At 45.7% G+C, this 26,189-nt stretch carries 28 protein-coding genes; 12 read left to right on the forward strand and 16 right to left on the reverse strand.

Features of this window, described 5'->3' with window-relative positions; genetic code table 11:
• Window positions 1-43: 43 nt before the first annotated feature.
• Together ACSHX2_RS03140 and yaaA are read right to left on the reverse strand one after the other, a co-directional pair.
• Window positions 44-1,348 carry an MFS transporter gene (locus ACSHX2_RS03140; RefSeq protein WP_435690481.1) on the reverse strand — a complete coding sequence of 435 codons (1,305 nt, stop codon included), beginning with the start codon at window positions 1,346-1,348 and terminating at the stop codon, window positions 44-46.
• A 10-nt stretch (window positions 1,349-1,358) separates the two neighbouring features.
• Window positions 1,359-2,132, reverse strand: coding sequence for a peroxide stress protein YaaA (yaaA, locus tag ACSHX2_RS03145; RefSeq protein WP_435690483.1), 774 nt, complete (start codon window positions 2,130-2,132; stop codon window positions 1,359-1,361).
• Between the two features lie 106 nt (window positions 2,133-2,238).
• Between yaaA and ACSHX2_RS03150 the strand changes: the two genes are divergently transcribed.
• On the forward strand, window positions 2,239-3,090 hold the full coding sequence (locus tag ACSHX2_RS03150; protein ID WP_435690485.1) for a DUF1853 family protein: 852 nt from the start codon (window positions 2,239-2,241) through the stop codon (window positions 3,088-3,090).
• A gap of 27 nt (window positions 3,091-3,117) precedes the next feature.
• On the opposite strand, the gene ACSHX2_RS03155 is transcribed toward ACSHX2_RS03150, so the two are convergent.
• The gene (locus ACSHX2_RS03155; RefSeq protein ID WP_435690487.1) at window positions 3,118-3,861 is read right to left on the reverse strand and encodes a spermidine synthase; all 744 of its coding nucleotides are present in this window, start codon (window positions 3,859-3,861) and stop codon (window positions 3,118-3,120) included.
• Between the two features lie 86 nt (window positions 3,862-3,947).
• Between ACSHX2_RS03155 and ACSHX2_RS03160 the strand changes: the two genes are divergently transcribed.
• Window positions 3,948-5,429, forward strand: a complete 1,482-nt coding sequence (locus ACSHX2_RS03160; RefSeq protein WP_435690489.1) for an NAD(P)H-hydrate dehydratase — start codon at window positions 3,948-3,950, stop codon at window positions 5,427-5,429.
• A 51-nt stretch (window positions 5,430-5,480) separates the two neighbouring features.
• Here ACSHX2_RS03160 and ACSHX2_RS03165 read toward each other — a convergent pair whose 3' ends face one another.
• Complete coding sequence (locus tag ACSHX2_RS03165; RefSeq protein ID WP_435690491.1) at window positions 5,481-6,029, reverse strand: DUF4136 domain-containing protein; 549 nt, start codon at window positions 6,027-6,029, stop codon at window positions 5,481-5,483.
• A gap of 380 nt (window positions 6,030-6,409) precedes the next feature.
• On the opposite strand from ACSHX2_RS03165, the gene ACSHX2_RS03170 reads away from it, so the two are divergent.
• On the forward strand, window positions 6,410-7,273 hold the full coding sequence (locus tag ACSHX2_RS03170) for a helix-turn-helix transcriptional regulator (protein ID WP_435690493.1): 864 nt from the start codon (window positions 6,410-6,412) through the stop codon (window positions 7,271-7,273).
• On the opposite strand, the gene ACSHX2_RS03175 is transcribed toward ACSHX2_RS03170, so the two are convergent.
• Complete coding sequence (locus ACSHX2_RS03175; protein WP_435690497.1) at window positions 7,262-8,083, reverse strand: NAD-dependent epimerase/dehydratase family protein; 822 nt, start codon at window positions 8,081-8,083, stop codon at window positions 7,262-7,264. The genes ACSHX2_RS03170 and ACSHX2_RS03175 overlap by 12 nt on opposite strands.
• Window positions 8,080-9,525 (reverse strand): hypothetical protein, encoded by a 1,446-nt coding sequence (locus ACSHX2_RS03180; RefSeq protein WP_435690499.1) that lies wholly within the window; start codon window positions 9,523-9,525, stop codon window positions 8,080-8,082. Before ACSHX2_RS03180 ends, ACSHX2_RS03175 begins: the two co-directional genes overlap by 4 nt.
• A 105-nt stretch (window positions 9,526-9,630) precedes the next feature.
• Between ACSHX2_RS03180 and ACSHX2_RS03185 the strand changes: the two genes are divergently transcribed.
• Window positions 9,631-10,428: a TIGR00282 family metallophosphoesterase gene (locus tag ACSHX2_RS03185; protein WP_435690501.1), complete on the forward strand. Its 798-nt coding sequence runs from the start codon at window positions 9,631-9,633 to the stop codon at window positions 10,426-10,428.
• Window positions 10,429-10,432: 4 nt separating this feature from the next.
• Here the strand turns inward: ACSHX2_RS03185 and ACSHX2_RS03190 are convergent, their stop codons facing one another.
• Both ACSHX2_RS03190 and ACSHX2_RS03195 read right to left on the reverse strand, forming a co-directional pair.
• Window positions 10,433-11,302 (reverse strand): GYF domain-containing protein, encoded by an 870-nt coding sequence (locus ACSHX2_RS03190; RefSeq protein WP_435690503.1) that lies wholly within the window; start codon window positions 11,300-11,302, stop codon window positions 10,433-10,435.
• An 82-nt stretch (window positions 11,303-11,384) separates the two neighbouring features.
• Window positions 11,385-12,140, reverse strand: coding sequence for a M14 family metallopeptidase (locus tag ACSHX2_RS03195; protein WP_435690505.1), 756 nt, complete (start codon window positions 12,138-12,140; stop codon window positions 11,385-11,387).
• A gap of 62 nt (window positions 12,141-12,202) precedes the next feature.
• Between ACSHX2_RS03195 and ACSHX2_RS03200 the strand changes: the two genes are divergently transcribed.
• Both ACSHX2_RS03200 and ACSHX2_RS03205 read left to right on the forward strand, forming a co-directional pair.
• The gene (locus tag ACSHX2_RS03200) at window positions 12,203-13,102 is read left to right on the forward strand and encodes a D-hexose-6-phosphate mutarotase (RefSeq protein WP_435690507.1); all 900 of its coding nucleotides are present in this window, start codon (window positions 12,203-12,205) and stop codon (window positions 13,100-13,102) included.
• A complete protein-coding gene (locus ACSHX2_RS03205) occupies window positions 13,096-14,106 on the forward strand; it encodes an A/G-specific adenine glycosylase (RefSeq protein ID WP_435690508.1) in 1,011 nt (336 codons plus the stop codon). The genes ACSHX2_RS03200 and ACSHX2_RS03205 overlap by 7 nt, the downstream gene beginning before the upstream one ends.
• On the opposite strand, the gene ACSHX2_RS03210 is transcribed toward ACSHX2_RS03205, so the two are convergent.
• Window positions 14,103-14,657, reverse strand: coding sequence for a plasmid pRiA4b ORF-3 family protein (locus ACSHX2_RS03210; protein ID WP_435690510.1), 555 nt, complete (start codon window positions 14,655-14,657; stop codon window positions 14,103-14,105). The two genes, ACSHX2_RS03205 and ACSHX2_RS03210, sit on opposite strands and share 4 nt — an antisense overlap.
• A 117-nt stretch (window positions 14,658-14,774) precedes the next feature.
• Between ACSHX2_RS03210 and ACSHX2_RS03215 the strand changes: the two genes are divergently transcribed.
• From ACSHX2_RS03215 to ACSHX2_RS03230, 4 genes are all read left to right on the forward strand, one after another.
• Window positions 14,775-15,455, forward strand: a complete 681-nt coding sequence (locus ACSHX2_RS03215; RefSeq protein ID WP_435690512.1) for a hypothetical protein — start codon at window positions 14,775-14,777, stop codon at window positions 15,453-15,455.
• A 326-nt stretch (window positions 15,456-15,781) separates the two neighbouring features.
• Window positions 15,782-16,519 (forward strand): hypothetical protein, encoded by a 738-nt coding sequence (locus ACSHX2_RS03220; RefSeq protein ID WP_435690513.1) that lies wholly within the window; start codon window positions 15,782-15,784, stop codon window positions 16,517-16,519.
• An 18-nt stretch (window positions 16,520-16,537) separates the two neighbouring features.
• Entirely contained in the window at window positions 16,538-17,053 is a 516-nt protein-coding gene (locus ACSHX2_RS03225) for a hypothetical protein (protein ID WP_435690515.1), read from the forward strand.
• 35 nt (window positions 17,054-17,088) lie between these two features.
• Window positions 17,089-18,189 carry a hypothetical protein gene (locus ACSHX2_RS03230; RefSeq protein WP_435690517.1) on the forward strand — a complete coding sequence of 367 codons (1,101 nt, stop codon included), beginning with the start codon at window positions 17,089-17,091 and terminating at the stop codon, window positions 18,187-18,189.
• Window positions 18,190-19,252: 1,063 nt separating this feature from the next.
• Here the strand turns inward: ACSHX2_RS03230 and ACSHX2_RS03235 are convergent.
• The 7 genes from ACSHX2_RS03235 to cyoE all read right to left on the reverse strand — a co-directional run bounded on the left by ACSHX2_RS03235 (window position 19,253) and on the right by cyoE (window position 24,936).
• Window positions 19,253-19,411 carry a hypothetical protein gene (locus tag ACSHX2_RS03235; protein ID WP_435690519.1) on the reverse strand — a complete coding sequence of 53 codons (159 nt, stop codon included), beginning with the start codon at window positions 19,409-19,411 and terminating at the stop codon, window positions 19,253-19,255.
• A 506-nt stretch (window positions 19,412-19,917) separates the two neighbouring features.
• The gene (locus ACSHX2_RS03240; protein WP_435690521.1) at window positions 19,918-20,247 is read right to left on the reverse strand and encodes a pyrimidine/purine nucleoside phosphorylase; all 330 of its coding nucleotides are present in this window, start codon (window positions 20,245-20,247) and stop codon (window positions 19,918-19,920) included.
• A gap of 36 nt (window positions 20,248-20,283) precedes the next feature.
• Complete coding sequence (hisD, locus tag ACSHX2_RS03245; RefSeq protein ID WP_435690523.1) at window positions 20,284-21,576, reverse strand: histidinol dehydrogenase; 1,293 nt, start codon at window positions 21,574-21,576, stop codon at window positions 20,284-20,286.
• 136 nt (window positions 21,577-21,712) lie between these two features.
• Window positions 21,713-22,279: a DUF420 domain-containing protein gene (locus ACSHX2_RS03250; RefSeq protein ID WP_435690525.1), complete on the reverse strand. Its 567-nt coding sequence runs from the start codon at window positions 22,277-22,279 to the stop codon at window positions 21,713-21,715.
• A 3-nt stretch (window positions 22,280-22,282) separates the two neighbouring features.
• Window positions 22,283-22,999, reverse strand: coding sequence for an SCO family protein (locus tag ACSHX2_RS03255; RefSeq protein ID WP_435690526.1), 717 nt, complete (start codon window positions 22,997-22,999; stop codon window positions 22,283-22,285).
• Between the two features lie 24 nt (window positions 23,000-23,023).
• Window positions 23,024-23,929, reverse strand: a complete 906-nt coding sequence (locus tag ACSHX2_RS03260; RefSeq protein WP_435690528.1) for a hypothetical protein — start codon at window positions 23,927-23,929, stop codon at window positions 23,024-23,026.
• Window positions 23,930-23,952: 23 nt separating this feature from the next.
• Window positions 23,953-24,936, reverse strand: coding sequence for a heme o synthase (gene cyoE, locus ACSHX2_RS03265; protein ID WP_435690530.1), 984 nt, complete (start codon window positions 24,934-24,936; stop codon window positions 23,953-23,955).
• 163 nt (window positions 24,937-25,099) lie between these two features.
• Here cyoE and nrdR point away from each other — a divergent pair, with 163 nt between their 5' ends.
• Together nrdR and ACSHX2_RS03275 are read left to right on the forward strand one after the other, a co-directional pair.
• Window positions 25,100-25,591: a transcriptional regulator NrdR gene (gene nrdR / locus ACSHX2_RS03270; protein ID WP_435690532.1), complete on the forward strand. Its 492-nt coding sequence runs from the start codon at window positions 25,100-25,102 to the stop codon at window positions 25,589-25,591.
• Between the two features lie 12 nt (window positions 25,592-25,603).
• A complete protein-coding gene (locus ACSHX2_RS03275; protein WP_435690534.1) occupies window positions 25,604-26,176 on the forward strand; it encodes a hypothetical protein in 573 nt (190 codons plus the stop codon).
• The last annotated feature ends 13 nt before the right edge of the window (window positions 26,177-26,189 follow it).

Below are 26,189 nucleotides of genomic sequence, written 5' to 3' on the forward strand. Positions count from 1 at the left end.
CATCTAACCTCGCTCGTTTTAATCTGCAAAGGCAATTTTACAGTTAAGTTCTTCTAAAAGGCCGACTGGCTATAAACCAGAGAAGCAAGCCACTTATCGAACCCACTGCCATCCAGTGAAGCGCCTGAGAGAATGCTAGCCCATCGCCAAGAGTTTTTGAAAACCGATTTATCGTTGTTCCTATTCCCAATGAGAACAGGCAATACCCAATATTTAATGTGAGATTATTCACACTGAGAATAGAGGCTCGAATCTCGGAAGGTGCACTTTGATTGATATATCGGCTGAGAAGGAAGCCCACTTGTATCAAACTCAGCATAATGAAAAAGCTCGGGATAATTCCCCAAACATTATCAAAAACATGCACGCCGAATAATCCGACAACGCTGATTAAACCCGCAATGAGGAAATTCACACGAGGAGAGTAAAGCTCCGTTAGTTTCTTCACGTAAAGCGGAACAATCCAACCTGAGAGAGACATTGCACCTCCTATGATACCAAAGCTGTACTCTGGGAGGTCGATCGAACGAAAGTAGGTACTTTGGAGAGTTACAAAAGTTCGCGCAATTGCGTCAATAATAAGCCCGCCAATAATAATTGCAGCTATCCACTGACAGCTGCGGACCCAATGCACAGCTTTCCAGATGCCACGCCAAATGTCTTTCACCTGAGTTCTTTCGCCCTCAGCCTTTTTTTGTAGGCCTAGATCAGTAAAACGTAGAGCCATGATGACACATGCGATCGATGAGAGAAAACAAAGGATCACAGGAAGCTTCAGACTAATCCACTTTGGAAACTCGCCAAACAGACTACTCATTTTTTCATAGTCAAAAACTAAGCCCCCAATGAGCATTGCTACAATCATAGCCAAAGACTTCCAGCGCATAGTTGCCACTAACACTTCATCCCAACGCTTCTCTCGTTCCGTTTCATCAGCGTGAAGAAGCTTCACTGAGTCATACGCTAGAGCCTCGTCCGCACCACTTGCAGCGGCCTCTGCCATTCCACTTAAAACGCGATTCATAGCGCATATTCCAAACAACCACCATCCAGCGCCCTGAGGTGAGACGATCAACAAGAGCATCTCTACCATCATGCTTACTGCTGAAAAAATCACTAATTTCCTCCGCCCAACAATGTCTGCCAGAACTCCTGAGGGGAGTTCGAAAATGACAATAGTTACCGCCCACAGAGCGTTTAGCCAAAGAAACTGAGTAATACTCAATCCCATATCTGTGAAGAACACAGCAAAAATGGGATAATAGAAGCGGGCATTAAATAACACACGATACCACACAAAAAGCCTCACATTGCTTTCGAGGTCTCGCGTGCTCAGCCCTTTATACATGCTAGTGAAACTATTGCTCAGCTCTCAAGAACACAAGATCCGTATCCGTAGAGCTCACCGAGTCAAACTTATACCCTGCAGCCTTAAATTGTTTGATTCCCTCTACAGTTTCAATGCTGTTTCTAACAATATAATCAGCCATCATCCCTCGTGCTTTCTTGGCATAAAAAGAGATCACCTTATACTTACCATTCTTCTCATCCTTAAAGCTCGGAGTGATCAAGGTTCCCTCCAGCTCCTTTTTCTTCACCGATGAGAAATACTCGTTAGACGCTAGATTTACTACTAAGTCACTCCCGCTCGCTTTGAGATCTTTGTTAAGAAGATCCGTGATCTTACTGCCCCAGAATTCATACAAATTCTTACCACGCTTGTTTTCTAACTTCGTACCCATTTCTAAACGGTATGCCTGCATTAGATCCAAAGGACGTAGCACTCCATAGAGACCTGACAGAATTCGTACTTTTTTCTGCGCTTCAGTATAGTCATCCCCTGACCATTCGGCTAGCTCCAAGCCTTGATAAACATCCCCAGTAAATGCAAACAATGCTTGGCGGCTGTTAGAGTGAGAAAAGTCCTTCTCCCATTGAACATAACGCTCAGCATTGAGATTTGCCAGCTTCTCGCTAATTGACATCAAGCTACCGATCTGGACTGGAGTCATCGCTCTTAATTGCTGTACGAGTACCTCAGATTCATCGAGGAGTCGTGGCTTAGTGTGCTTCTTAGTTGGAAGCTCAGAATCGTAGTTGAGTGACTTAGCTGGTGAAAGAAGAATGAGCATGGAACTAATCAAGCGTCCCCTAGAAAAAATGCAAGATTCAGCCGTCACTTATACTCAGTATTAGAAGATGCTTTGCCGATGCCTTCACAACTCCTAAAAGTAGTTCATGCCCTTTCATACGAGCCAACAAATTCTCATTGAATATGAAGAACTCTATACAAGGGCTATACACGAGAGCCTCTTATCTCCATCTGTCATGGTCGGAGATTTACCGATATCCACCAGCTTTACTCCAAGTAAATTACAGCTCCCTAGGAGGGATAACCCCCAGCTCAATTTCAATCAAAAGTTAGGCCATCTCTATGAGGATGCCCTTGCTCAAATTCTCTCTAGTAGCACAGCGTACAAGCTATTGGCTAAAAACACGCAACTCATTACAGCTCAGAAACAAACTATTGGAGAACTTGATTTCCTACTCCTTGACACAGAGCGAAATGAGCACATTCATCTAGAACTAGCCGTGAAGTTTTATCTCATTCATGAACAAAATAGAGAACCCCAATACCCAGGGCCTGATGCCCGGGATAATTACCAACGAAAGCTAACTAGGCTCATTAACCATCAGCTAACTTTAACTCAGAGAGAAGACACACAAGAGCTCATCACCCCTCTAACAAACTCCAGTACGATTAAAGTACAGCACCTTATTCATGGGATATTCTTCGACCACATTCACGCTAAAACAACGCCTCTACCTGAATATGCTTCAAGCAATGTTAGACGGCGCAAATGGATGTATTTCAGTGAAATGTCTAAAAATTCCCCCAGCTTACACACCGTCAGAGTCATCCCGAAGCCTCTGTGGCTTTGCGAAATAACTTCTGAAATTTTCCAGACCCTCGTAGAGGTCCCACTAAAAGAGCTCTCCGAACTAGCGCAAGAGCGTTGCACACTATGCATTAACAGCTCAGACACTCATCCATACTTCGTCGTTCCTGACAGCTGGCCGAATCATTAAACCTTCAAACCGCGTGAATTGAGTACATTACTTTCTACGTCTAGACTCAGGCTTATTCTGAGAAACATAAGATCCACTACGAGCGAGCCAGATAGTATGCATACGGCGCTTACGGCCTTTGTGCGATGCTGGCACCTCCACCTCTGAGACATCAAACTTAGCTTTACGTAATAGCTTCGTGAAATTCTTATCTGGGTAAGCCGACCATACTGCTAGAATCCCACCTTCTTTCAAGGCAGCCTTTGCTGCATTGAGCCCTTCTAAAGTATACAGGCTCTCATTTTCCTCGCCATGAAAAGCACTAGGACCATTGTCAACATCTAGCATAATCGCACTGTATTCAGCTTTTGCACCTGCAATAATCTTCTGCACAGGAGAAACCTTAATCTTGATACGAGGATCATCTAACAAACCTGGGTGTAATCCCTTGAGATAGGTTTTATTCCAATCGACAACTCCTTGAGTAAGCTCAGCCACGTCAAATTGGGCCCCATCTTGCGGCAAGCTCTCGACTGCAGCAGAGAGAGTAAAACACATCCCCAGACCGCCAATAAGAACTTTAGGTTGACGTGCAGGACGAAACGGCTGGCAGGCCATACGCGCGAGTTCTTCCTCAGATCCATAAGCAATACTAGTCATCAAGCGCTCTCCTTTAGAGCTGATAAAAAACTCACCATCGTGCTCAAAGAGATCGAGAGATTCACCTTCTGGAGTAACTGTTTCTGCTAGCTTGATATATTGCTTCATAATCTGCTGTGTTCTCGTTGCCATAGCATCCAGCGAAGAAGTTGCAATGCTCTTACGTGAATCACATAAAATGCTTGGTCGCTGAGATCAGTGGCTGATAAAGTCATAACATGCAATCTGTATCCTGCCAATCCATGCGCTCCATTGAGAATCGCGCATTTTCGATGCACCATACTCCAGAAGAATTGATGGACGAAGCAGGCTTCAAAATTGCTCAGAAAATACTCCACTATTATCCTAACATCTGGAAAGCCACCGCATACATAGGTAAAGGCCATAACGCAGGAGATGCTATCGTGGTACTCCAACACCTGAAAGAAGCGGGTTGGGAGGTAAATATCCAAACGAATATTCTTCTTCGTAGCCTTGCGCCTCTCACTCAGAAAAAAATTATCTCACTAGGTCTCGAGTATAACCAAAATCAGAAAAGACCCACTCCTGGGAGCATACTCATCGACGGATTGCTAGGAATCGGCGCTAAAGGTCCCTTACGAAATGAAATTAAGGGGCTTGCAGAAGCGATCAATCACCACAGGAACGAACATGACTGTACCGTTGTCGCACTCGACATTCCCAGTGGACTGAATGGTGACACCGCTGATGTAAATGAAAACACAGTAGTTGCAGACCACACAATCACCATTGGTTTTCCCAAAGTAGGCCTCTTGAATAGTCAAGTAGTCGACTATGTTGGAGCGATCAGCTTAGTCACACTCGAGGCATTAAAGCCTGAAATCACTGAAGAAAAAGCCACACCTCATTTAATTTCGGAACATAGCCTCACACGAAAACGTCGCAACTTCTCAACCCATAAAGGACAAGCGGGACGAGTCGCAATCTGGGCGGGATCTACAGGAATGCTTGGAGCGGCAGCTCTCACAACTAAAGCTGCATTACTATCCGGAGCCGGGCTCATCACCGTTTTTATCGAACCCTCGCTTTACCCCATTTTAGCAACAATGGTTCCTCCTGAAATAATGCTTCGCCCATCTAGTTCACCTCTCGATATGACCAAGGAACATTTCGATACCTTCGCCATAGGTCCAGGAATAGGTAGTCCTTCTGAACTAATTTCTGACGGACTCATAGAGCTCATAAAGCAATCCACGAAGCCTATTGTTATAGATGCGGACATGCTTAATCTCATAGCAAAGCTCGATGCTCTATCATGCTTACCTCCCACCTCTATTCTTACCCCTCACCCTGGGGAAATGAGACGCATCTTCCCTGCATCGGCTAATCTAACGCGAGAGGAAACAGTCTTACAATTTCTAGAAAAACATCCAGTCACCCTCCTCTACAAAGGAGCCCGAACCATAGTAGCACAAAGGGAATCTCCGATCTTCGTTAATTCCAGCGGGAGCCCAGCTATGGCTACAGCGGGTCAAGGCGACGTACTTACTGGCCTCATTACTGGGCTTTGCGCGCAAGGGTATCAGAACCTTGATGCGACAAAGCTTGCGGCTTGGATCGCTGGAGAAGCCGCTCAAATAGCACTAGCTAAAGACGCAGAAACTCATGAAACACTCACAGCCAGCTCGACACTTCACTACCTCCACAGTGCTTTTGCTCAAGTAGGCCGGACAAAATAAAAAAGCTCTCAGTCCTGTGGTGGACTGAGAGCTATTGAAATTTAAAAGTACTTACTTGAAGAATGGAGCCAAAGCTTCATTCACAGCGGCATTCACACGTGCAGAGCGCTGTGAGCTGGAAGCCCCCTCAACAATATCTCCAACGGAGACATTTCGATAAACAAGCTTGTTCGTCTTCGCATCAATCACGTCAACAACCAGACCTGCGCGCTCAAAGTAATCAGGGCGATCACCTTTGATAACACCACGCTCATGAGCCACTCCGAGGATCTCGTTAGCATCACGTCCATAACCAAAGTAATCATCAAAAGATGTGGTCATTGCATTCTCCTGATAAATCACCATGTAGCCTACCACGAGTTCGGCATTTGGTTGATTGTAAGAAAGTCCATGGCTAGTGAACTGCTGCTTGATAGAGTTCTGAATAAGCCCGTGTACTTGTTTTTCACGAGAAGTTTGAGTGGCTTCACTAGGTCCGCGCTTTACAAGGCGAGCTGAGTTATACCCCTTACTAGTACCCTTCGGCATATCTACGCTTGAAGAACAGGAGGTAAAGACCGCTGCACATGTGGCAACGGCAAGTAAACGTAATGCTGTCATGTCTTAATTTCTAACGAGAGTACTAGTTTTTCACAAGTACTAATCTCAGCTCAATCCAGCCCCCTAACAAAAAGCCCCATAGCCTAAACAAAGACTATGGGGCTCATTATCTTGGACCAACACCCATTGATCCACTGTTCTCACACAGAGCTTTGTTATGAATTAAATAGGGAGAGAGATATTGTAGGTACATTCCTAAAATGCACAGACACGGAACGAATCCGCTAACGGTCGCTTGTGTATTCTTAGCGCAGAAACATTCATTACGGCTCATAACCGCATTCCACCGTTAGCTACAGGCAACACACCGCTATCACCCACTGAGACATCACTCCATTTTATTATTGATATTGAGTCTCAACAATGAATACATCCACGCAATGACGCGTATCCTCTATGGTAATATAGATTCAGACGGCCTATTACTACAGCATTGCAGTAGCAGAGAGCCCGTTGAATTAGCCAAGGGCGCCTTACATTTTGTACTCAATTTAGAAGGTATGGGTGTATGGATGAGCCAGCTACTACGCATAAACCTAGTAGCTAACACCCTTGCCGTTTTTCATTACGCCACAGATGACAGAATCATCGCGACAAGACTCGATACAGGGGAGCAAGACAACTATGTCATACTGAGCGTCACAAAGCTCTGGATACAAAAAAACTTTGGCTCACGTGAAGCCGCTCTCCACCCATCCATCCAGTCTCTCCTATTAAAAAATCCTAAAGCCTCAGAAACAATCGGCAAAGTACGTAGTATGAGCCTACGTGAAAAAGAAATCGCCAACGAATTAGTCTCCCCTCCTGTATCAAATGAAGCTCAAATATTTTGGTATCCTGCAAAGATTTTAGAAATCCTAACTCTGCACCTCTTCAGCACAAACTCGCTCAATAATTCTGAACCATTCTGTACTCAAATTCAGCGGCAACAGAGCGAGCGCATAGATAAAGCCGTCAGTTGGCTGAGTGATAATCTAGACAGCGCTCTCGACCTCAAAGTAATTGCAACTCATGCAGGCTGCGCACCACACTACCTCAGTCGCCAATTCAAAAAGCACACAGGTATGACTCTTAAGCAAAAACACCGAGAGCTACGTATTGATCACGCTGCAAATCTACTACTTGATGGCGACTACAACGTCACTGAAGCCGCCATGGAAGTTGGCTATAATTCACTCTCACACTTCTCAAAAGCATTTCAAGAAGTCAAAGGCTCGCTTCCCTCTGATTTTTTAAAGAGTTAAACAGATATCCTCAGCCACCTCAGTGAATGATGGGTATGTTGGCTGCCAACCTGAATTTACTATTTTAGCATTCGAGACCGCTTTATGTGACCATCCTCGCTTACTATTTAGATTACGAGGAGCAGAAGCCGGCACCGACCGACCGAACATCTTAGAAAGCTCATGGTAAGTGTCGCTCTGCGATTTAGGCTGAGAGTCGCAAACATTGTAGATTTGCCCTCTGGCATGACAGTTGTTCAGTAGATGAAATATCGCCGAAGCAGCGTCTTCATTATGTGTATGGTTGAGAATGCGCTCACCCTTTTCTTCCATAGTCGCCTCACCTGAGAGAAAACGCCTCAATAAATATGAGCGTCCATTGCCGTACACGCCCGCGAGACGAGCCACTACCCCACCAGACGCTAGAATAGATGCCTCAGACGCGAGTAATATTTGCCCAGTCAGACGATCTAACTCAGTAGGAGAATTTTCGTCGACCAGTAAACCATCAGTCTGTGGGTAAACCGAAGTACTTGAAGTAAACAAAATAGGCACACCGGGAAATACCTCCACTAGATTTTGACACCCTTCTTGATAGACTTGCCTGTATACCTCAGCCCCACCACCAGAAGCACTGGCGCAATGTACAATATGGGTGGGTGCTGAAATTCGCTGTTTGAGATCAAGCATGGACTCCTTAGATGACACATCTGCATGCTCATCTGACTCACCACAGCGACTCACTGCGGTGACTTCCCACCCATTTTTTCGAAACAACTTAACGGTCACTTTACCGACAAAGCCATTTCCTACTAATAATAAATGATTCATTCTATCTGGTCTTGTTCTACTTCTAACTCCACTACGTCCTCTTCTTCCTGAACTTCAGGTAGAGAAGTGTAATAATCCACTAAGCCCTTCGTCACCGCTGTCACATACTCATGATAGATCGAAGGACGAAGTTGCTGATTGATATAGCGCAACCCCGTATAATCACCAACCTGCATGCGAGTGTACGAATCTTTGCCATTCATAAGATAGGGCTCATAGAAAACTACCGGGCAGTCATAGAGCCTATTTGCCAAGAGATTCCTCGCCCACAAATAAGGATCATTAACCACATTCACGGCTCGACTTGAATTTGGAGCATATTGATATGCAGATAACTGAGCCTCAGCAGCAAAACTCAACGCAGCAGATTGCGCCAAACCAACTTCTTCCTGATGCACTCCCTGCACCATTTTCAGCACCATTTTAAAGCGCTCGTCATCGTGCGTAATTTCACCTTCCGTGTACGCCCCATTTAGAATCATGTGGAAATGCTCATTTTCTAACAAACTTGGTTTCTCAGGATCTTCTTGGGGCCCCGCATTAAAATGAATACATAGAACTAAGTCCGGCTGAATTTGCTTATTTACCAGCAGCGCACGAGCTCGAATCTCTCCATTGCGGTAAAACAACTTGGCAGCCTCTCGCTGCACGGTCGCTTCAGAAACCACCGCATTCTTCTGCTCTAATTTACTTTTGGCATAGGCCAAATAATCATCTGGTCGAAATGGATTCACGGGCTCATTTTCAACTCGTAACAATGTGACCGAAGCTCCCAAAGCCTCTAACTGCTCCATTAATTGTGAGGCCACGATCAGGGTCATATTCCCCTCTTGAATCGGCGGAGCACCTTCCGCTAATACAAACTGACGCTCCTCCAGCTGCGCATAATTCCCACCAATATGCCCAGGATCAATGACAATCTTTAGGCCTAACAAAGGGCTCGTCTCAGTACGCTCAATTATTTTATCACGCCCTCTCCAATAAGGTTCAGCCTCCTTTTCGACAATGTCATTTTTAAATGCTAATCGATACACTCGATCAGGGTCAGCGGCATGGGTTCTAATCACAACATGCTCATCTTCAAAATTAAACCAATCTTCCCAATAATCTCCGACGGTAAATACATCCGTGAGTAATCGCTGAAACTCGTCCTTACTAAGCGTGTATTGGTAATCATCAAGCGTGAGCCAATTAGGCTCAATCCCGAGATCTGCAAGGGCTGGGTCATACGCTGCAGGGATTATGAGACTTGGCCTTTCCACTAAAGCAGCATCCAGCACTACCTCCTCTTGGACAGCGGCCAACTTAACTACCGCCTCCTCTTTCACAGAGTCTGGTAATTCAGGTGGTTCCGTCTGAGAAATGACAGACTGCATGACGAACGCAGCAATCAGTACGGCGACAACGAGGCTTGTCTCTAAGGCTATATTTTTACGGGCCATGTTTTTGGGTTCGGGCTGGTAACCGACCACTCTGTGTGGTTTGGTCTCTTGAGCTCGGGGGGATTGTACATAGCTCTTCCAGCGAAACGAAGACCAAGTTACTCAATGCGCATTCTTTTTTTAGGTGATATCGTCGGTGAACCCGGCAGAAAGTCCGTACTTAAATTCCTCAAAAGTATTCAAAAAGAACACTCCATAGACTTTACTGTCGTCAATGGTGAAAATTCTGCTGGTGGTCGAGGCATCACCCCTAAGATAGCCAATGAACTATTTAAGGAAGGTGTAGATGTAATCACTACAGGGGACCATGTCTGGGATCAAAAAGAACTCGCTGAGCATCTAACCACCGAATCTCGCATCCTTCGTCCTATTAATTACCCAAAAGGAGTCCCCGGCAACGGCTCCATCGTCGTAGACACCCCTGCGGGAAAAGTAGCTATCCTTAACGCTCAAGGCCGAACATTCATGGGACAAGCTCTAGAAAATCCTTTCCTTATTACTGAAGCAGAAGTCAACCGACTGCGTCAACAAGATGTTAGAATGATCTTCCTCGATTTCCACGCAGAAACCACCAGCGAGACTATCGCCATGAGTTACTATCTCGACGGGAAAGTCTCAGCTGTTGTCGGAACGCACACTCACGTACAAACCGCTGATGAGCGCATTCTAGAAAATGGCACAGCAGCGCTCACTGACGCGGGAATGTGTGGTCCTGAAACTTCGGTATTAGGAAGAAGTGTAGAGAGTATCATTTACCGATTTAAGTCCTCACTTCCGACACGTTTTCCAGTAGCCAAAGGCCCTGTTAGGCTCTGTGGCGCCATCGTTGATATCGATCCGGAGACCGGCAAGGCTACTAAGATCACGCGGTATAATCGACTGCTCGAAGCCAGTGAAATGTAGCGTACTACTGCTGATTAGTACGTTTACGAAGAGCCCCTTCACGCCCCTCATTTTCATGAGATTCTTCCATAGCTTTACGACGCGCTTCAGCATCGGCAGACTTACTTTGATTCTTATTTATACGAGCACTATAAGACGTCTGATACTTGTAACTATCTGATATTCCGTCTGTAAGTGAAAAAATATTTGCGCTCTGAGGAGTCACACCTGTAAGCAAGCCTGAAAACGGTAAGGCAAACATTACGAGTAACAACACGAGGTATCCTATAGCAGCCTTTCCCAATTTTTTCTGTATCCTGAAATTTCTTGGAGCCAAGAGACAAATAAACAGAACAAATAAATTCCAGACAGGAATAAAAATGGTAGCCCCCAACCATGCGGGATATCCAGCGTGTCGCATACGGCTCACAGCAATTTGACACGACACGAGTAGAAGTAAGCCAATAGGAATAATATATTGGAGGTCATTGTGAATCACCGTCTTGGGATCTAACAACTGGTGCACTTGTAACTCAGTTAGAATAATCACACCTATTAAAATAGGAATCACCCAACCAATATAGAAAAATAAATTAAACAGCGCTCTCGAAGCACCTCTGCAAGTAAGGTCCTCATCGCCCGCCTCAGAGGATCTTGTGTGCCTTACATTAGCTTCTGTTTTTTGTGCCGTCTCACGGACTTTTTTTAATGTGGAAGCGAAAGCTTTACAGTCAGCTAGGCCTTCCCACTCTTTCATCCCGTCACGCCACACCTGAGTAGACTCAACAAAGAGCTCTTCACTGAGTAGCATTTTACTGAGATTTTCCCGTGTCACTGGCCCACGACGGTGACCAAGTGACATGTAAAACCACTCTTTATCTTCGGTTCCTGCCATAATCCCTGTTAATTATAAATTTATCCTGCCGAGGGAAACGCAACAAGCTCTAAACGACTGACTTTAAATAGCAATAACGATCTCATAAAGGCATACGAAGGGCTGACCTAACAGCCTCCTTATGCGCTTCGACCCGCTTACTTAGCGGCAAACTACTTGGAGTCTCAAACGTAAACGACAGCGGACACCCCTGCATTGCTAAGTAAATAGCTTCAGGCCACAACTTAGGTTCATCAGGCTTATTTTCATGATAAATCCACCCTCGCTCCCGCACAACATGATCATCTATCACAAGCTCTTTCTCCATCGGCATAATTGGTGAGATAGCCCGCACCATCCTCTCATACCTTTGTGGTCTATCTTCAGTTTGATTTATCTCATAAAAATAAAACCCCGTAGATTCCCAATCTTCGTGGAGAGAGATAGCAAAGTCGACATTCAATCCGTCTAGCCAGCTAGCATGCGCTGTTATTTCTTTACTCTCTTTTTTAAAGTAATCCCGGTTTAAATCTAGACCTTGAAAATTATCCCGGCAGTTAGCTGCAAGACCTGTAGGATTAATCACTGGACAGATCACCCACGAAACTTGCTCATTTAATATCCCCTCATCAATCAACTCTAATAAAGCCAGAGGTCCTGCAGGTTCATCACCATGCATCCCAGATGACACGTAAACCACGCGTTCAGCATTTGGTCGTATAAGCTCATATGCAGACAACGCGTACCCCTCCACCTCGGTAAGCAACTGACGACGAGCACCAGCGCGACATAGAGCCAGATTAAAATCCTCAATGAGCTTATGTACGTCCATCCCCATGAGTATTTCACGCAAATTCACAGAGGCAAGCTAGGATGTAAAACAATCGTTGACTCTTCGCCCAGCAAGGTAAACCTACCGACATGGCACCCACGCTTGATCCATCGCACTTGCTACCTTCAGAACTCTGGTTTGAAGAAATTGCACCTGACTACCCAGTTATCCGCATCAACAACAAGTTAGCCTCCGCGACCATCGCCCTCCACGGCGCCCATGTGATCGAATACATACCGCGTGACCAAGCCCCTGTTATTTTCACTAGCCGCGAGGCTGTCTTTAAAGAGACAAAGGCCATACGTGGCGGCATTCCTATCTGTTGGCCATGGTTCAATGCCCATCCTAGTGACAGCTCTATGCCTTCACATGGATTTGCTCGCAGCCAGTTCTGGCAACTCATCTCCACCGAGAGCACTTCTGGGGGGACTAAAGTCACACTCCAGTTCAACACTAAGGAGTTAGAGCTCTGGCCTCACGCTACTCAGCTTACTCTCACTATTTTTATCGGGAAGGAGCTCAAACTTGATCTTACAACCACAAACATGAGCGACTCGGACATCACCATTGGAGGAGCCCTCCACACCTACCTCCATGTTGGAGATATAAAAGAAATCACTCTAAGCGGACTCGAGAATGTGAGCTATCTAGATACCGTTTCCCAGACTCAAATAACCAAAGACACGGCACTCAGCGTCACCGCTGAAACTGACAACATCTACCAGCAGACAGAAGCGAGTGTGATAATCCATGATCCGCTGCTCAAACGCGAAATAACTGTCCATAAATCTGGCAGTACTTCCACGGTTGTCTGGAATCCATGGATTGATAAATCAGCTACTATGGGAGACCTAGCTAATGACGAGTATGAGCAATTTATCTGCGTGGAAGCAGCTAATGCTCTAAAAGATGTTTATCTGCTCAAAGCAAACCAAGCACACACCCTCGGCACCACCATTAGCTCTAGCCCACTCTCGCTTAAATGCTAGCAACGAACGACCCTGCGGCATTTCAGCGCGCCCTGATCACTTGGTACGAAGCGGTTGCGAAAGATTACCCTTGGCGGCAAACGACTGACCCTTGGCACATCTTAGTATCCGAAGTGATGCTTCAGCAAACTCAGGTAGCTACAGTACTAGGCAAAGGCTTCTTCACGCGTTTCATTGAGAAATACCCCACCCCCGCTTCTATTGCAAACGCACCCGAACAAGATATCCTCAGCGCTTGGGAAGGGCTTGGCTACTACCGCCGTGTTCGAAATCTACAAAAAGCAGCCCAAGCTATTTGCGAGCACCATGATGGAAGCTTTCCCAGAGCGCACTCAGAGATTCTCGACCTTCCAGGTATCGGCCAATACACAGCCGGAGCTGTAGCATCTTTTGCCTACAATGACGCCAAAGCACTTGTTGATGCTAACGTTGCGCGTATTTTCTCAAGAATTTTTGACTACCAAGAGCGTGTCGACAGCACTGCTGGAACAAAGCAGTTATGGCTCTGGGCTGAGCAACTCGTCTCACATGACAAGCCTCGCCTTTACAACTCAGCCCTAATGGAGCTAGGCCAACAAGTCTGTTCTAACAAGTCACCAAAATGCCTTCTCTGCCCTATCAAGCAATGGTGCTGCACCACGAAACCAGAAGAGCTTCCTATCAAAAAGGCGCGCAAAAAAACTGTGCTCGTCGACGAACTCTGCATGCTTGCCATCCGCGATGGTCAGATCCTGCTCCACAAAGCATCCGACACAGCTCGGCGCTCAGGCATGTGGCAGCTCCCTGAGCGAGAGAGCCATGAGCTGGAGTCCCAAGAACTACTACTCAAGACTAGCTATGCCATTACCCACCATAAAGTGAATCTGTCTATCTTTCTGGCTCCTCAAAAAATGAAAGCAGCGACAGACGAAGCCTGGCACACACTCGACAGCTTAGGCGAGCTCCCCATGCCTAGCCCTTTCCGTAAAGCGCTGAACACTCTGTTAGACGACTACTTTGTCTAAGAGATTTTCACCTTTTTTAGACGAGTCGTAGTCGCTTTACGGTCAAATTCCCCAGGATCATAAGTATCGTCTAACCAATCTAGGTCACCATCCATGCAGGCTTGGTAACCATGCGCCCCACCTGCGTCTTCTGGCGGACAGTTCCTCTCTCCGCCGAGCAGCTTCGCGACAGTCTCATCAGATTCAACTTTATCGGTAAAAGCCACCTCGTGAATCCAGTCTTCTCTGAAATCGTAGCGATAGAGCATACGTGATGGAAACCTCTTCCTTGCAAACACTTCTTTGAGGGTCGTCAGACTTTCATCACGAAAGTCATCCCCTTGGACTATATCCTCATCGATAGAAGCTATCACACTAGTCAGACGCTTTCCTTTACCGTGTCGAAACTCGTGAAGATGCTTATCTTTCCAGCCCATCGCAGCCTGTATCACTTTATGTAATTCAAAAAAAGTAGCTGTAGATGGGATAGAGACTTCACGCCAGATTGTCGGTTCAATCTGGTACAGCATCACTTTAAAAACATAGTGCTCAGGTGTCGTTTGCTTAGCCATGTGATCATCTAAAGCACAACTTCCCCAAATCATCAAGAGCTCGAAGAGCTTTCATTATTTTTGCAACTTCCCTCCTACCCCTCTGTTTCATGCCTCAGAACTAGACACTCCAAAACTATGAAAAACACTCTAACCACACTCGCAGCACTCAGCATCCTATCCATTAGCTCCACAAGCATCCTAGCGAAACCCGGTCCTAGAGGTTTTAACCAAGGCGTCTCCAGCAGCCCAGCACAACGCGTGCTAAATGGCGACGCCTCTGACTTTGGAGCCCTTCAAGACAAATTCACAGCCTACCAGCGCCTTACTAATGGTGGAGCAAAATACTACGATAAGAGCGATGGTGAACTCCGCAAAGAGCATGTGACTATTTACGAAAAAATCCAACACGTCACCCTTGAAGACCGACTCACCGAGGAAGAAGCCCGTGAAGCTATCGATGAATTACTTACCATTGGTGAGCTTCACCTCGCATCACCAGATACGGCTGAAGCATCCCAGAAGCTAGAAGCACTCAAACAAGATATTCGTAGCAAGACCGAAGAAAAAGTCCCCGCGGATGCCCTCACTCCTAGACTGAATCGTATGCAGTTCCACATCGAGGAAGCTATTCGCTTTGGTGAAGAAAATGGAGACCTTAGCACTGGCGAGTTGAGCTCTATCCGCAGAAAACTCGATTCACTCGAGTCAGACGAAGATAGCGCTAAGTCAGACGACGAAATATCCGACCGTGAACGCGAAAAGCTCATCGAAGAGGCTCGTGAGATCTGGCGTGAAACACTAGAAGAATTTGACTAAGAACCCTCCAAAAATACTTATTCATAGAATAATGCCCAATGGATTCTCCCGCTGGGCATTTTTCATTTTATAACACATTCCTTAAGCATTAACTATACTCAAGTGAGCACATTTTAAAAAAAAAGCAGGAATATTCAAAAAAAAAACATCACAAATCTAGAACATGAGATACTTATAGATACGTAATGCACACGACCCAAACAAATTCTTAGGTTAGGAGATAGCAAAAATATACAATTTACAAAGTCCCTCTACTACGCTAGTTATAAATATGTATCGACGAATATCACAAAAAATTTCCCACATTAAACACAATACCAAAAAACATGAAAAAACAAGTCTTCACAACTCTCGGCACCTGCTTACTCTCGCTCTCCACTACAAACGCTGAAGAGACACAAATCATCACTGGGACAGAAACAATCACTTCAGTCTCGTCAGGAGAGATTACCACACCAAGCACCCATTTCCGAGAGGACGCGACACCTGAGATAAGCTGGAATGTTAATCTCGCTGAGAATACGATCACTGACTTCCTAACTCCTGGAAACAATCCTGTAGCTAAACAAGATTTATACGCACGAATCACGATTCTTGGCACAGGAGTTACCAGCTCGAACAGAGATGGTAGCTATACCTCATACCAGACTAAAGGCATGCTAAAGGTGGGATCGAACGACTGGGTCACGGTCCACAATGGGAACGAAGACGCTGTCGAACCTGGTGTGATTGTCTATGAGACCATAGTAAGGGAAGGCGAAGAACTCCAATTCAAGGCTGCATATAAGAATGGGAGTTGGAAGAGCTTCCGCTCTACCAGTAACTCTGATGACATCCTTGTTCTCTACAAAACCGACGCCATACCAACAAACAAAACTGCTGATGATGCCGTTAAATCCGCTGAGGATTTCCTCAAGCCAATACTAAATGACGATAACAGCCTAAAAATTGGCCTCATGGATATGATCTATGTGTGTGAACTTACACACACAAATACGAGCGACGCAGGCTACGATCTCCAGGATCTTATTGTCTATGTCTCATACGAGCTCGTTAACCAATAATCAAAAGGATATCGCTCTATGTTAACAAGCCGCAACCTTAAGCCAGTACTTCTCGCGGGTTTCTATAGTTTCCTCACACTTTATGGATCTGCTAATGCGATGAGCAGTGCTGAGCTCCTAGCCTTACAAAAAAGCTCTGCTGACAAACAAACGATAGCAGAGCCGAGTATTTCACAGTTCAAAAAGGCTAAAAAGAAAAGCCTCCTTGAAAGCTCTGCAATTCTCTCTAATGGCAAGTATTGGACTCTAGTTCCTAAAAATGCATTGCTCCATGTCCCTGAGAACCTTCGCTCCAAAGTGGTTACCTCACCTCGCGGAAAATTAATTAGCTGGAAAGATTTTTCTGCGATGAATCCAGCATGGTTAAGTAAAGAAAAAATTGACATTGCTACGGCTAAAGGCTCAAGCCCTATTAATTATGAGCGTTTCAAAGTAATGTCAAACAGAGGCAAAATCATTGTAGCTGTGCTAGGTGATAATCCGATTGGGGTTTCCTCTAGCTCTGTCCAGAAAGAAGTTACAGTCTCTATGTGATAAACTCTCTAAACATTTAAACCACTCGCCTATCTATGAAAAACATTTTAACTACAGCACTTGCCTGTACCGCTCTAAGCTACACACTCCATGCGGATTCAGAGTACACTGCATACATAACCCAAGAATATACTGATGTGAACGGTGAGGTTCAATCCTACCCACTAGTCTCAGGAGGATCACTTGAAGGCACGACTAACCTTGTGCCCATTGAAGGTGAATCTACACGCGTCTACTTAACAGCCTTTGAAACAACACTAGAAGGCACTACTATCGAGCATCCGCTAGACTCTGTCGTGTTAGGTACTTATATTCCTACAGCTAACATCACCATTAATGCAGTTGATTATGTCGGATCCGTGGCCCGCACACGCTTAGATTATGAATACAGTGTCACGGTTACCGTAGATGACCTCCTTGATGGAGATGAATTTCAACAAGCAGCTAAACAAGTAGATTTCTACCATAGCACAGTGACCTACGGACCTGGCAGCACCTCTATTGCAGACGCCTCAGTCGTCACTCCTGTTGATCCGACGAGAGAATACACAGCAGAAGGTGATCACGACTACTTGCTAGACTATTACTCACAAGTAGACGCAGGAAACTCCGACTTCTTTGGTGAAGAAGTCTTCTCTGTGCAAGCTCTCCCTGATTACGGTTTCCCAGATACTACGATCATCGATGAAAAGAAGATTCTAGTTTATCCATTACCGAATGGAGCGATCCATGGCATCAACGCTGGAGAGGAATACCATGAGATTCCAACAATCACATTTGATGTGTATAATCGTTACCCTGGTGGAGGTAGCGCTGCGGCTGCTTTAGGGCTTAACAGCCCCCAGTGCGCCCTTCTTTGCTACGCTGGAGCTCCAAACCCAGACCCTGATCTGGCATTTGTTAACTCTAATAATGTCACTAGTGTAGCAAACGGCTCAGAGAGCTTACTTAGCGACCTCGTGAATAACAGTGCAAATATGACTCTTATTAAAAATAGAGTTGAGCAAATTGGAATCAGTACAATCACTATCCAACTTATTCAGAGTACGGGAATAGGGATTGACAACCTCAGTGACGTCACCTTCGTCTACGATCCAACTATCAGCATCAACGGTAATATAAACTCATCCGAATAACGATAGCTCACAGCAACTATATTTACAAGGTCCAAGAAATTAATTTCTTGGACTTTTTTTTAGTTCTTGAATTCAACTAACTAGCGCAACTTTTTCTTCGTTGGTTAATTGTTGATGTTTTTCTTTAGGGGAGCAATAGCCATGCCGTTTCCTTGGCCTGTAATTTAGAGCTTTTTCAATTTGTCTCCAAAAGAGTCAAATATCCCCATCTACGTTGCTTAGCGTAAGGCCGCTTATGTAAGGATATAGCTTCACTTAGTTTTTCGTGGCTGATAATTCGCGCCGTAGTTCCTGTGATTTCATGAAAGATATGGTTGGCCTGTAATTGGTGGATCAACGCTCGCTTCAATATTCCAACGGGACGTGTTGAGCTCAAAGAGCGCCCCAGCACTCACTGTCCCGTCAATATTGGTCAATATCAAATGCCATCCATCTCTCTCAAGTGATTGATGCTTGGGTTGATTCCCAAAGTTCTCAGCTCCTGACTTTCGCCGCCTCCTCCTCTATGCGGCAAGCTGGTCGTTGGCTCGGACACGTGCAAGACGCGCTTCAAACCCACTTTCTTTGCCAATGCTTACCGTCTGATCAATAAAGTTTGTTTTTACGTGATCGCAACTTCTTTTCCAACGTACCTCCAGTACTTAACTTGATCTCGACTAAGGAAGGTAATCTGATAAGCCAAAATACGGATTGTTGCTCGATAGGCTGTTTTGAGGTCGAATCCTTTGTATATCTGCAACCTCAAAAGCTAGGATATGACAAGTTCAAGAAAAGACACAAGAGGAGCTCCAACCCTCTGCTTTTGGAGATCGATGATGCATTGAGATACCTAAAACTACAAAGCCAAGTGATCGAACGAGGCATCGCCTTTTTGCACATATTTTAACAGGGCGATGATGATAGAACGGGCTGAAAACCCCAGAGTTATTCGTGAGATGAAGGATGTGTTCTTGGTTAGTGCTTCTAAATCCAATAAATTGATTGGCGAGTCGCGGGCATGTAAAGAGTTAGACATACCGAGCATGCCGGCGCACTCACTTTTAAAATCTTTTTATCCATTTACTTACAACGACTTACTCTTAATTGAATGCGTATGGGCTTTGCGCTCACCGATGGAGGCGGCGTGAAGGCTGTCGACGATATCTTCGGTCTTCTCTCTGGCTTCCCCCAGCAGTTTGAGATCGGTGGAGGAAGCTGATGTCGGAGCGTGTACAGGCTGCATCGATGAGCAATTTTCCTTCGTTCGTCAGTGACGAGCCACTAGATATGAACTAAGCCCCGTGGGAGCAACCACCGAATACTCAGCCCCCCCTAAAATACTAGGTCTCGTTGAGGACACATATCCTTCCAGTATTACTCAATTACGTCTATATGAAGGAAATTTAGAAGATATTAGCGCCTTGGTTTGAACAATTTCTTCCTCTGCTGGAGAGCTGATTAAGGAAACAAATCTCCAAGCAATTTACACTGCATACCCAGTAGACAACACCATGATTCTAGCTATCTCAACGCTACCTCCAGGTGACTACGTTGCTATCATATACGAGATGACTCCATTCGACTCTGAATTTCTGCCGAAAGTTTACAGTGATTTCAGAATTCTTGATAATATTCAAATCAACGCTATTATTAGTACCTCTGACTAGAATTAATTAGCTTTAAACTCACCTAATAAAAAAGCTCAGGCCTTTCAGCCTGAGCTTTTTTCATTTCAAGTCGGTTGAAAAATTAATCCTGAATGTAGGAGCACACATACTGTGCTGACTCGCCTACTACTTCCATGGTGAAGCCTGAGTTCGCTTCGATATTGAAGTGCTCACCGGCTGCATAGGTCGCGGTTTCATCTGAGCCGTCTATAGTCACTTTGCAAGTACCGTCGATCACATCCATGCGCTCAGCTGCTACAGTACCGAAGTGGTAACTACCTTCAAATGCGACGCCAAATGTCTTAGTCGTACCATCTTCTAGAGTTACTCCGTGAGAGACAACCTTGCCGTCGAAGTAAATATTCGCGAGAGGTTTTGCTGTTACGTTGTTAAATTCCATACTTGCGTGCATAAAGCCTGAACGAAGCTCTGTGAAGTGCTTTTCAGCTTATTTAGCGTTCGCGCGAATGCTTACAGAAGCTCCATGGGCATCTAGCCCTTCTACACGAGCGAATTCAGCAACATACTTCTCTGAGCGCTGCACACTGGCTTGATCCATACGTACGATACTCGTACGGCGTTGGAATTGGTCAGCGCGAATCCCTGAGAATGACTTCCCAGAGCCTCCTGTCGGTAGCGTGTGACTTGGTCCAGCGAGGAAATCCCCCACTGCTACAGCGGCGAAATTCCCCACGTAGATAGCTCCTGCAGTCTTCACTTGATCTAGCCATTTATCCTCGTCTTCCACGATCAGCGAAAGGTGCTCAGGAGCGAAGACATTACAGATACGAATCGCTTCATCTAGGTTTTCTACAACTAGAGCGAAAGTCCCAACATCGAGCACCTTGCGGATATACTCGGCACGAGTGAGCGACTTGATCTGACGCTCGACCTCAACCTCAACCTTCGCAAGTAGTTCAACAGAGGTGGTAGCAAAACCAACCACACTGTCGCCACCGTGCTCAGCTTGCGCGAGTAAGTCAGCAGCTACGAATGCTGGATTCGCTGAGTTATCAGCGATGATAAGCACCTCGCTCGGTCCAGGAAGTAGATCGATCGAAACAGCGCCAACAAGCTGACGTTTCGCTTCGACCACAAAACTATTACCCGGCCCAAAAATTTTCTCCACAGGCTTCACAGTCTCAGTTCCCAGAGCCATAGCAGCAATCGCTTGAGCTCCACCGACCTTGATGATCTGTGTCGCTCCAGACTCCTTAAGAGCGTAGAGTAAGGAAGGATTCACTTTACCATTCGCTCCAGCTGGAGTCGCTGCTAAAATATCAGTCACTCCGACAGCCTGCCCGATAGCGGCAGTCATCAGCGCCGTAGAGACCAGAGGCGCCTTACCACCTGGAACATAGACTCCTACTCGGTCATAAGGGACAAATCGTTCCCCTACTTCAGCACCTTCGGTATTGGTAAAACTCCAATCTTTACGCATGCTCTGCTTAGCAAATGCGTGCACGTTTTTCTTCGATGCCGCAATCGCTTCTTTCACAGAATCTTCCACCTGAGCTTCTGCCTCGGTGAGTTCTTGCTCCGTCACAAAAAGGGTCTCATCAGTGAGTGATAGCTTATCAAAACGCTCAGTGAATTCGAACACTGCGGCATTTCCACGTTGCTTCACCGCATCCACTATTCCAGCTACAGTTTCATAGAGCTCAGTACTAGGAATAGCTTGGCGATCTAACTGCTGAACAAAATCAGCATATTCAGCATCTTGGTATCGGATGATTTTCATATCTCTAATTGCAGGTACCTCTTACTACTGAAAAACCTGCTTTCTATAAACAAGCAGGTAGGTAACTCGAAGTGTTGTTAGGTTATTGAGTGATTAAATTATTAGCCATAAATGAGACAGCTCAAACTGGCAACGGCTAGTAGTAAGGTTTGAGCAAAAGGTAACAAATCGGCCCTGTCACAGCTACGTAAAGCCACATAGGAAATACCCAGCGCGCAAGCCTCTTATGTTTCGCAAACTGATTAGTAAAACCATTAATCCACGTGAAGAGAATAAATGGTAAGCTTACGCCTGCGAGTACAATATGAGTGATCAAGAAGAAGAAATACACTGAGCGCATAGCGCCCTCACCTCCGTAACGCACCTCCTCAGTCGTGAAATGGTAGCAAACATAACAGAGCAAAAAGAGTACCGAAGTCATCATCGCCACGCTGATCGCTCGCGTGTGCAGCTGGATGTTTTTTTTCTTAATAGCTAACAAGGCGACGACTAATGAAATCGACACGACAGTATTAAGAATAGCATGTACTGGCGGCAGAAAGCTGAAGCTGAAACCTTCAGGAAGCTGAATGCGTAATTCAGGTCTACGCATTAGTCCGACTAGAACAAGCACTGCAGCAGTGAGTATCCAAGCCGTGATTTTGAGCTTCTTACCAAGCGCTTCATTCGGTGTGCGCTGAATATAGGATTTATAATCGTTCATTTCTTATTCCCCCTTACCGCTAGCAATATCAACAACCTCTAACAGCTGACTTTTTTTCGCCTCGTAGAGTTCGTCTTGACCGCTTGATTTCAATTCATAGAGATTCACCTTAGCGCGCAGCTTAGAATCTGGGTCTATCACCGCAATCCCCATATCGTGGGTGATCGCATCCGCTGCACCCGTCTTATCCTCATTGTCAGCATAATCAATGTACCAAAGCTGTTCGCGACAGTACTTAGTAAGTTGCTCTTTTGACACATTCAGCATCCACCACGAGTCACTATCCGCTCCCCATACCTTGGCCGCTTCAGCAAGCTTCTCCGGTGAATCAAAATCTGGGTCTAAAGTAACGGTCACGAAGTGAACATTTGGGTTATCTTTGAGATCATTATGAAGCTGCTGCATAATAGTCTTATTGTGGCCAAGACACATGTTACAGCGGCTATAGAACTGAGCAAAAACTACAGCTTTCCCTTTGAGGTCGAAAAGGCTCACTTCCTCACCGTCTTGGTTCACTCCCTTGAGATCTTCAGTGAGTTGTTTATCGAGCTGCGTGAGTGGTTTCACCACATCTTCGATAACAATCGCATTTCGCTTCGCTTCGCTCTGCTCTGCCTGAGCATTTCGCTGCGCCCCTATCCACATAAATAGGCTAATGAGCACCACTGAGAGAACTCCGACACTCACATAAATAAGGATAATTTTAGTTTTGTCTTTCATGATATAAATTGATTACTCGGACTATTACCCATTTTTGCGGACACGCAAGCGGACAACCATAATCACAATGAATCCGACAATTACCCCCACGACTATAATTGCATTAATGTAGTTGGGATCTTCATCCACTTCAGTTTCCTCGAAGGTGTAATCGATCACTTTGTACATCCTTTTAGTCCATAGCTCGTCCATGTTGAGATATAGATCAGCAGCGATTGCGGCGGCTTGGTCGTCCAGTAGCTTAGGGTTATCTTCGATTTCCTTCTTAGTTTGCTCAGTCTTAAAATGCGCAAAATCGAAATCAAAGTGTTGGTGCTCGCCACGCACTCGGCGGCTTTGGTCAACCACACGAAGCTGCGCGGGTATGTCGTGCTTTCCAAGTTTCTCTGCATCTTCACCGGTGCGTTCCTTGATATGCGCCATTTTTAAATGGTCTTTTAGAAAGCCGATCACAGCCTTTTCTTCCGCAGCCATAAACCACCATTGATCAATATCAGCATTCACCGACTCGGCCATCTTAGCGAGTTCTTCAAACCCGTGTTGATTAGGGTCTGCTACAGAAATACACACGAGGTGGAAGTCATCCCTATCCTTATAGTGCTCAGCAAGATCCTGCATCTTCGCTAGCTGAATCTTATTCTCTTCTGGTCGATTGGGAACAACTGGTGCAACCACCCAGACTTTTCCATCAAGATCGTCAAGACCACGGCTTTCACCGTCCTGACAGACCGCCGCGAAATTCTTAGTGAGTCGTGAAATACGAGGTGAGCGACCAGCGATGACCTCTTCTTGGTCACGCTTCTGTTGGTCCATATACTTATTCCAAATGATTACACCACCAGCAATCATTAGACCTATTAAAATGAGAACAGTGCGGCGAATCGCTTTAGGGTCACGATCTGCAGGTTCAAGTTGGGAAATTGGAGTCATCAATCAGATAAAATTAGAATGTGTTAGTTCCAGCTCAGAGTCAGAAGAGTCAAAGCCAGTGGTAAATAAAGAAGTGTGAAAAAGAACAGTTTACGGGACGACTTACGGTCTCCAATCCTCCCGAAATCAACCGAGAGCTTACACATGTAGATGCCTGCAAGAAATCCACCAATCCCCCATGGCCAAGTCGCCATATCGACACCCGGAAGACAGGCCACCGGTGCCAATAACGCTAGGACGAAACTATAAATCAGCGCAAGCTTAGCGGTCTTCTTTCCACTCACGTCACCATTGGACCACATCTTATAACCCGCATCTTCGTATTGCTCACGGCAAAACCAGTTGATAGCAACAAAGTGTGGAAGCTGCCAAAAGAAGAGAATCGCAAAAAGGTACCATGACTCCCACCCGTACCATGTTCCACCTGCCGCTGCCCAACCAATCATTGGTGGAGTCGCGCCAGGAATAGCACCCACCAAGGTGTTTGCTGAATGCTGGCGCTTCATAGGAGTGTAGGCAAAAACGTAAATAGCTATAGTAGCAGCAGCAATGTAGGCTGACTCCACGTTGACTGTATTTCCCAGGTGAATCACCCCGAAGGCTGAAAGCAACCAGCCAATCACAAAGGCCGTCGTCACACTCATACGTTCAGCTGGAAGTGGACGATTTTTAGTACGACCCATTTGCTTATCCTGCTCGATCTCCATCAGCTGATTAAAAGCCGCTGCTCCAAAGGCCGCGGCGGCAGTACCCAGCAATGTGTGGAAAAGTTTCCAGTAATCCAGCGTCCCGAAACTAAAGCCACCAGCGATGGATTTAGAGGCGAGTAAAAAGCCGAATAAGGCAGTAATTAAGACAAAAATATTCAAGCGAACTTTTGTCAACACCATCAGATCCTGACGCATGGAAACTGTTTCAGATTTCTCAATCAATTTAGTCGGCTGCTCGCTCATTGCGCCGGCACTATGCACCTCCGCTAACTTTTGCCAAGACTGATTATTTTGCAATTTTCAGCTATTTTTTGTGAATAAGGTGTGGACATATCCATTCCTTTTAAAACTTTTAATTTAGGTAAGTTAACTATGAAACAAACATGATTTTTTTCGTCATTTTTGACATAGACAAGCGCTAATTAGTGCCCCATAGCCGACAGCAATCATTCTTTTCACTATGCGCTGTATTCAATGTGGTTCCCTCGAAGACAAAGTCATCGACTCTCGTATGTCGAAGGACGGGACGACTACGCGCCGACGTCGTCAGTGCCTGCAGTGCCATTACCGCTACACTACCTACGAACAAATTGAGCGCACCGAGCTGCGCGTAGTAAAACGCGACGGGACTCGCCAAACACTCAACCGCGAAAAACTCCTGCGCGGTCTAGTAAAAGCATGTGAAAAACGCCCAGTCTCAATGGACAGGCTCGACCGAGCAGTAGAAGAAATCCTCGCCGAACTGCACAAAGACCATCTCTCAGAATGCCCATCGAACATTATCGGCGTGAAGGTCATGGATAAACTCCATGACATCGATCCCGTTGCCTACGTCCGTTACGTCTCTGTCTACCGACAGTTCGAAGACGTTGGAGAATTTATCAGAGAAATCCAGAAGCTTGAGAATCGCTCCCACAGCAATGCTCTGCAACGCCCCCTATTCAAAGACTAACCCACCTCAATTATGATCTGCATCGTCGGCAACCTACCCGTTCTTCAAGTCGGGCGCTACCAAGTCACAGGCTATTCTACTCAATGGATTCGTAAAGCCATTGCTCAAGCGGCCGAGCGCGCCCACCAAGACGACTTCGCCTTTACCGAAGATATTTATGAAGGCGTTATTCACTATCTTGAAAATAAATGTAGCCTCCGAGTCCTCAAAATAGAAGACCTCTACAAGCGTATTTCGCATATGCTCGGTCGTATTGGTTATGAGCAAATTGCCAAAGCTATTACACCAATGGCACCACCCGTAACTATTTCACTCGAGCGGGCAGCCCGCAATGCTGGCGACGGCTACGAACTCGCGTTCTTCAAGGAACTCCAAGACGAGCTCTTTGAACTCAAAAAAACAGGTGCTATAGATGTCTATTTTAGCAATGTTGAAGAATGTGTCTGCATCCTCAAACAAGCTAATAACTGGAATGAGGAATGCAAAGAGCTAGAAGCGGATATCATCGACTGGCTAGCAAAAGTAGGCACCCGCCCAGAGCGCCAAGGCTATCGCATACGCGCTAGCTTACAACAGCTTGCCTAATTTTTGCCTCGCC

Origin of the sequence: Rubritalea sp. (assembly GCF_051252225.1) — a bacterium.
Classification (GTDB): domain Bacteria; phylum Verrucomicrobiota; class Verrucomicrobiia; order Verrucomicrobiales; family Akkermansiaceae; genus Rubritalea.

Excerpts from the sequence above, each read along its gene's own strand:
- ACSHX2_RS03140 (WP_435690481.1), bottom strand. The coding sequence starts at position 1,348 with ATGTATAAAGGGCTGAGCACGCGAGACCTCGAAAGCAATGTGAGGCTT.
- yaaA (WP_435690483.1), bottom strand. The coding sequence starts at position 2,132 with ATGCTCATTCTTCTTTCACCAGCTAAGTCACTCAACTACGATTCTGAG.
- ACSHX2_RS03150 (WP_435690485.1), top strand. The coding sequence starts at position 2,239 with ATGCCCTTTCATACGAGCCAACAAATTCTCATTGAATATGAAGAACTC.
- ACSHX2_RS03155 (WP_435690487.1), bottom strand. The coding sequence starts at position 3,861 with ATGGCAACGAGAACACAGCAGATTATGAAGCAATATATCAAGCTAGCA.
- ACSHX2_RS03160 (WP_435690489.1), top strand. The coding sequence starts at position 3,948 with ATGCAATCTGTATCCTGCCAATCCATGCGCTCCATTGAGAATCGCGCA.
- ACSHX2_RS03165 (WP_435690491.1), bottom strand. The coding sequence starts at position 6,029 with ATGACAGCATTACGTTTACTTGCCGTTGCCACATGTGCAGCGGTCTTT.
- ACSHX2_RS03170 (WP_435690493.1), top strand. The coding sequence starts at position 6,410 with ATGACGCGTATCCTCTATGGTAATATAGATTCAGACGGCCTATTACTA.
- ACSHX2_RS03175 (WP_435690497.1), bottom strand. The coding sequence starts at position 8,083 with ATGAATCATTTATTATTAGTAGGAAATGGCTTTGTCGGTAAAGTGACC.
- ACSHX2_RS03180 (WP_435690499.1), bottom strand. The coding sequence starts at position 9,525 with ATGGCCCGTAAAAATATAGCCTTAGAGACAAGCCTCGTTGTCGCCGTA.
- ACSHX2_RS03185 (WP_435690501.1), top strand. The coding sequence starts at position 9,631 with ATGCGCATTCTTTTTTTAGGTGATATCGTCGGTGAACCCGGCAGAAAG.
- ACSHX2_RS03190 (WP_435690503.1), bottom strand. The coding sequence starts at position 11,302 with ATGGCAGGAACCGAAGATAAAGAGTGGTTTTACATGTCACTTGGTCAC.
- ACSHX2_RS03200 (WP_435690507.1), top strand. The coding sequence starts at position 12,203 with ATGGCACCCACGCTTGATCCATCGCACTTGCTACCTTCAGAACTCTGG.
- ACSHX2_RS03205 (WP_435690508.1), top strand. The coding sequence starts at position 13,096 with ATGCTAGCAACGAACGACCCTGCGGCATTTCAGCGCGCCCTGATCACT.
- ACSHX2_RS03210 (WP_435690510.1), bottom strand. The coding sequence starts at position 14,657 with ATGGCTAAGCAAACGACACCTGAGCACTATGTTTTTAAAGTGATGCTG.
- ACSHX2_RS03215 (WP_435690512.1), top strand. The coding sequence starts at position 14,775 with ATGAAAAACACTCTAACCACACTCGCAGCACTCAGCATCCTATCCATT.
- ACSHX2_RS03220 (WP_435690513.1), top strand. The coding sequence starts at position 15,782 with ATGAAAAAACAAGTCTTCACAACTCTCGGCACCTGCTTACTCTCGCTC.
- ACSHX2_RS03225 (WP_435690515.1), top strand. The coding sequence starts at position 16,538 with ATGTTAACAAGCCGCAACCTTAAGCCAGTACTTCTCGCGGGTTTCTAT.
- ACSHX2_RS03230 (WP_435690517.1), top strand. The coding sequence starts at position 17,089 with ATGAAAAACATTTTAACTACAGCACTTGCCTGTACCGCTCTAAGCTAC.
- ACSHX2_RS03235 (WP_435690519.1), bottom strand. The coding sequence starts at position 19,411 with ATGCAGCCTGTACACGCTCCGACATCAGCTTCCTCCACCGATCTCAAA.
- ACSHX2_RS03240 (WP_435690521.1), bottom strand. The coding sequence starts at position 20,247 with ATGCACGCAAGTATGGAATTTAACAACGTAACAGCAAAACCTCTCGCG.
- hisD (WP_435690523.1), bottom strand. The coding sequence starts at position 21,576 with ATGAAAATCATCCGATACCAAGATGCTGAATATGCTGATTTTGTTCAG.
- ACSHX2_RS03250 (WP_435690525.1), bottom strand. The coding sequence starts at position 22,279 with ATGAACGATTATAAATCCTATATTCAGCGCACACCGAATGAAGCGCTT.
- ACSHX2_RS03255 (WP_435690526.1), bottom strand. The coding sequence starts at position 22,999 with ATGAAAGACAAAACTAAAATTATCCTTATTTATGTGAGTGTCGGAGTT.
- ACSHX2_RS03260 (WP_435690528.1), bottom strand. The coding sequence starts at position 23,929 with ATGACTCCAATTTCCCAACTTGAACCTGCAGATCGTGACCCTAAAGCG.
- nrdR (WP_435690532.1), top strand. The coding sequence starts at position 25,100 with ATGCGCTGTATTCAATGTGGTTCCCTCGAAGACAAAGTCATCGACTCT.
- ACSHX2_RS03275 (WP_435690534.1), top strand. The coding sequence starts at position 25,604 with ATGATCTGCATCGTCGGCAACCTACCCGTTCTTCAAGTCGGGCGCTAC.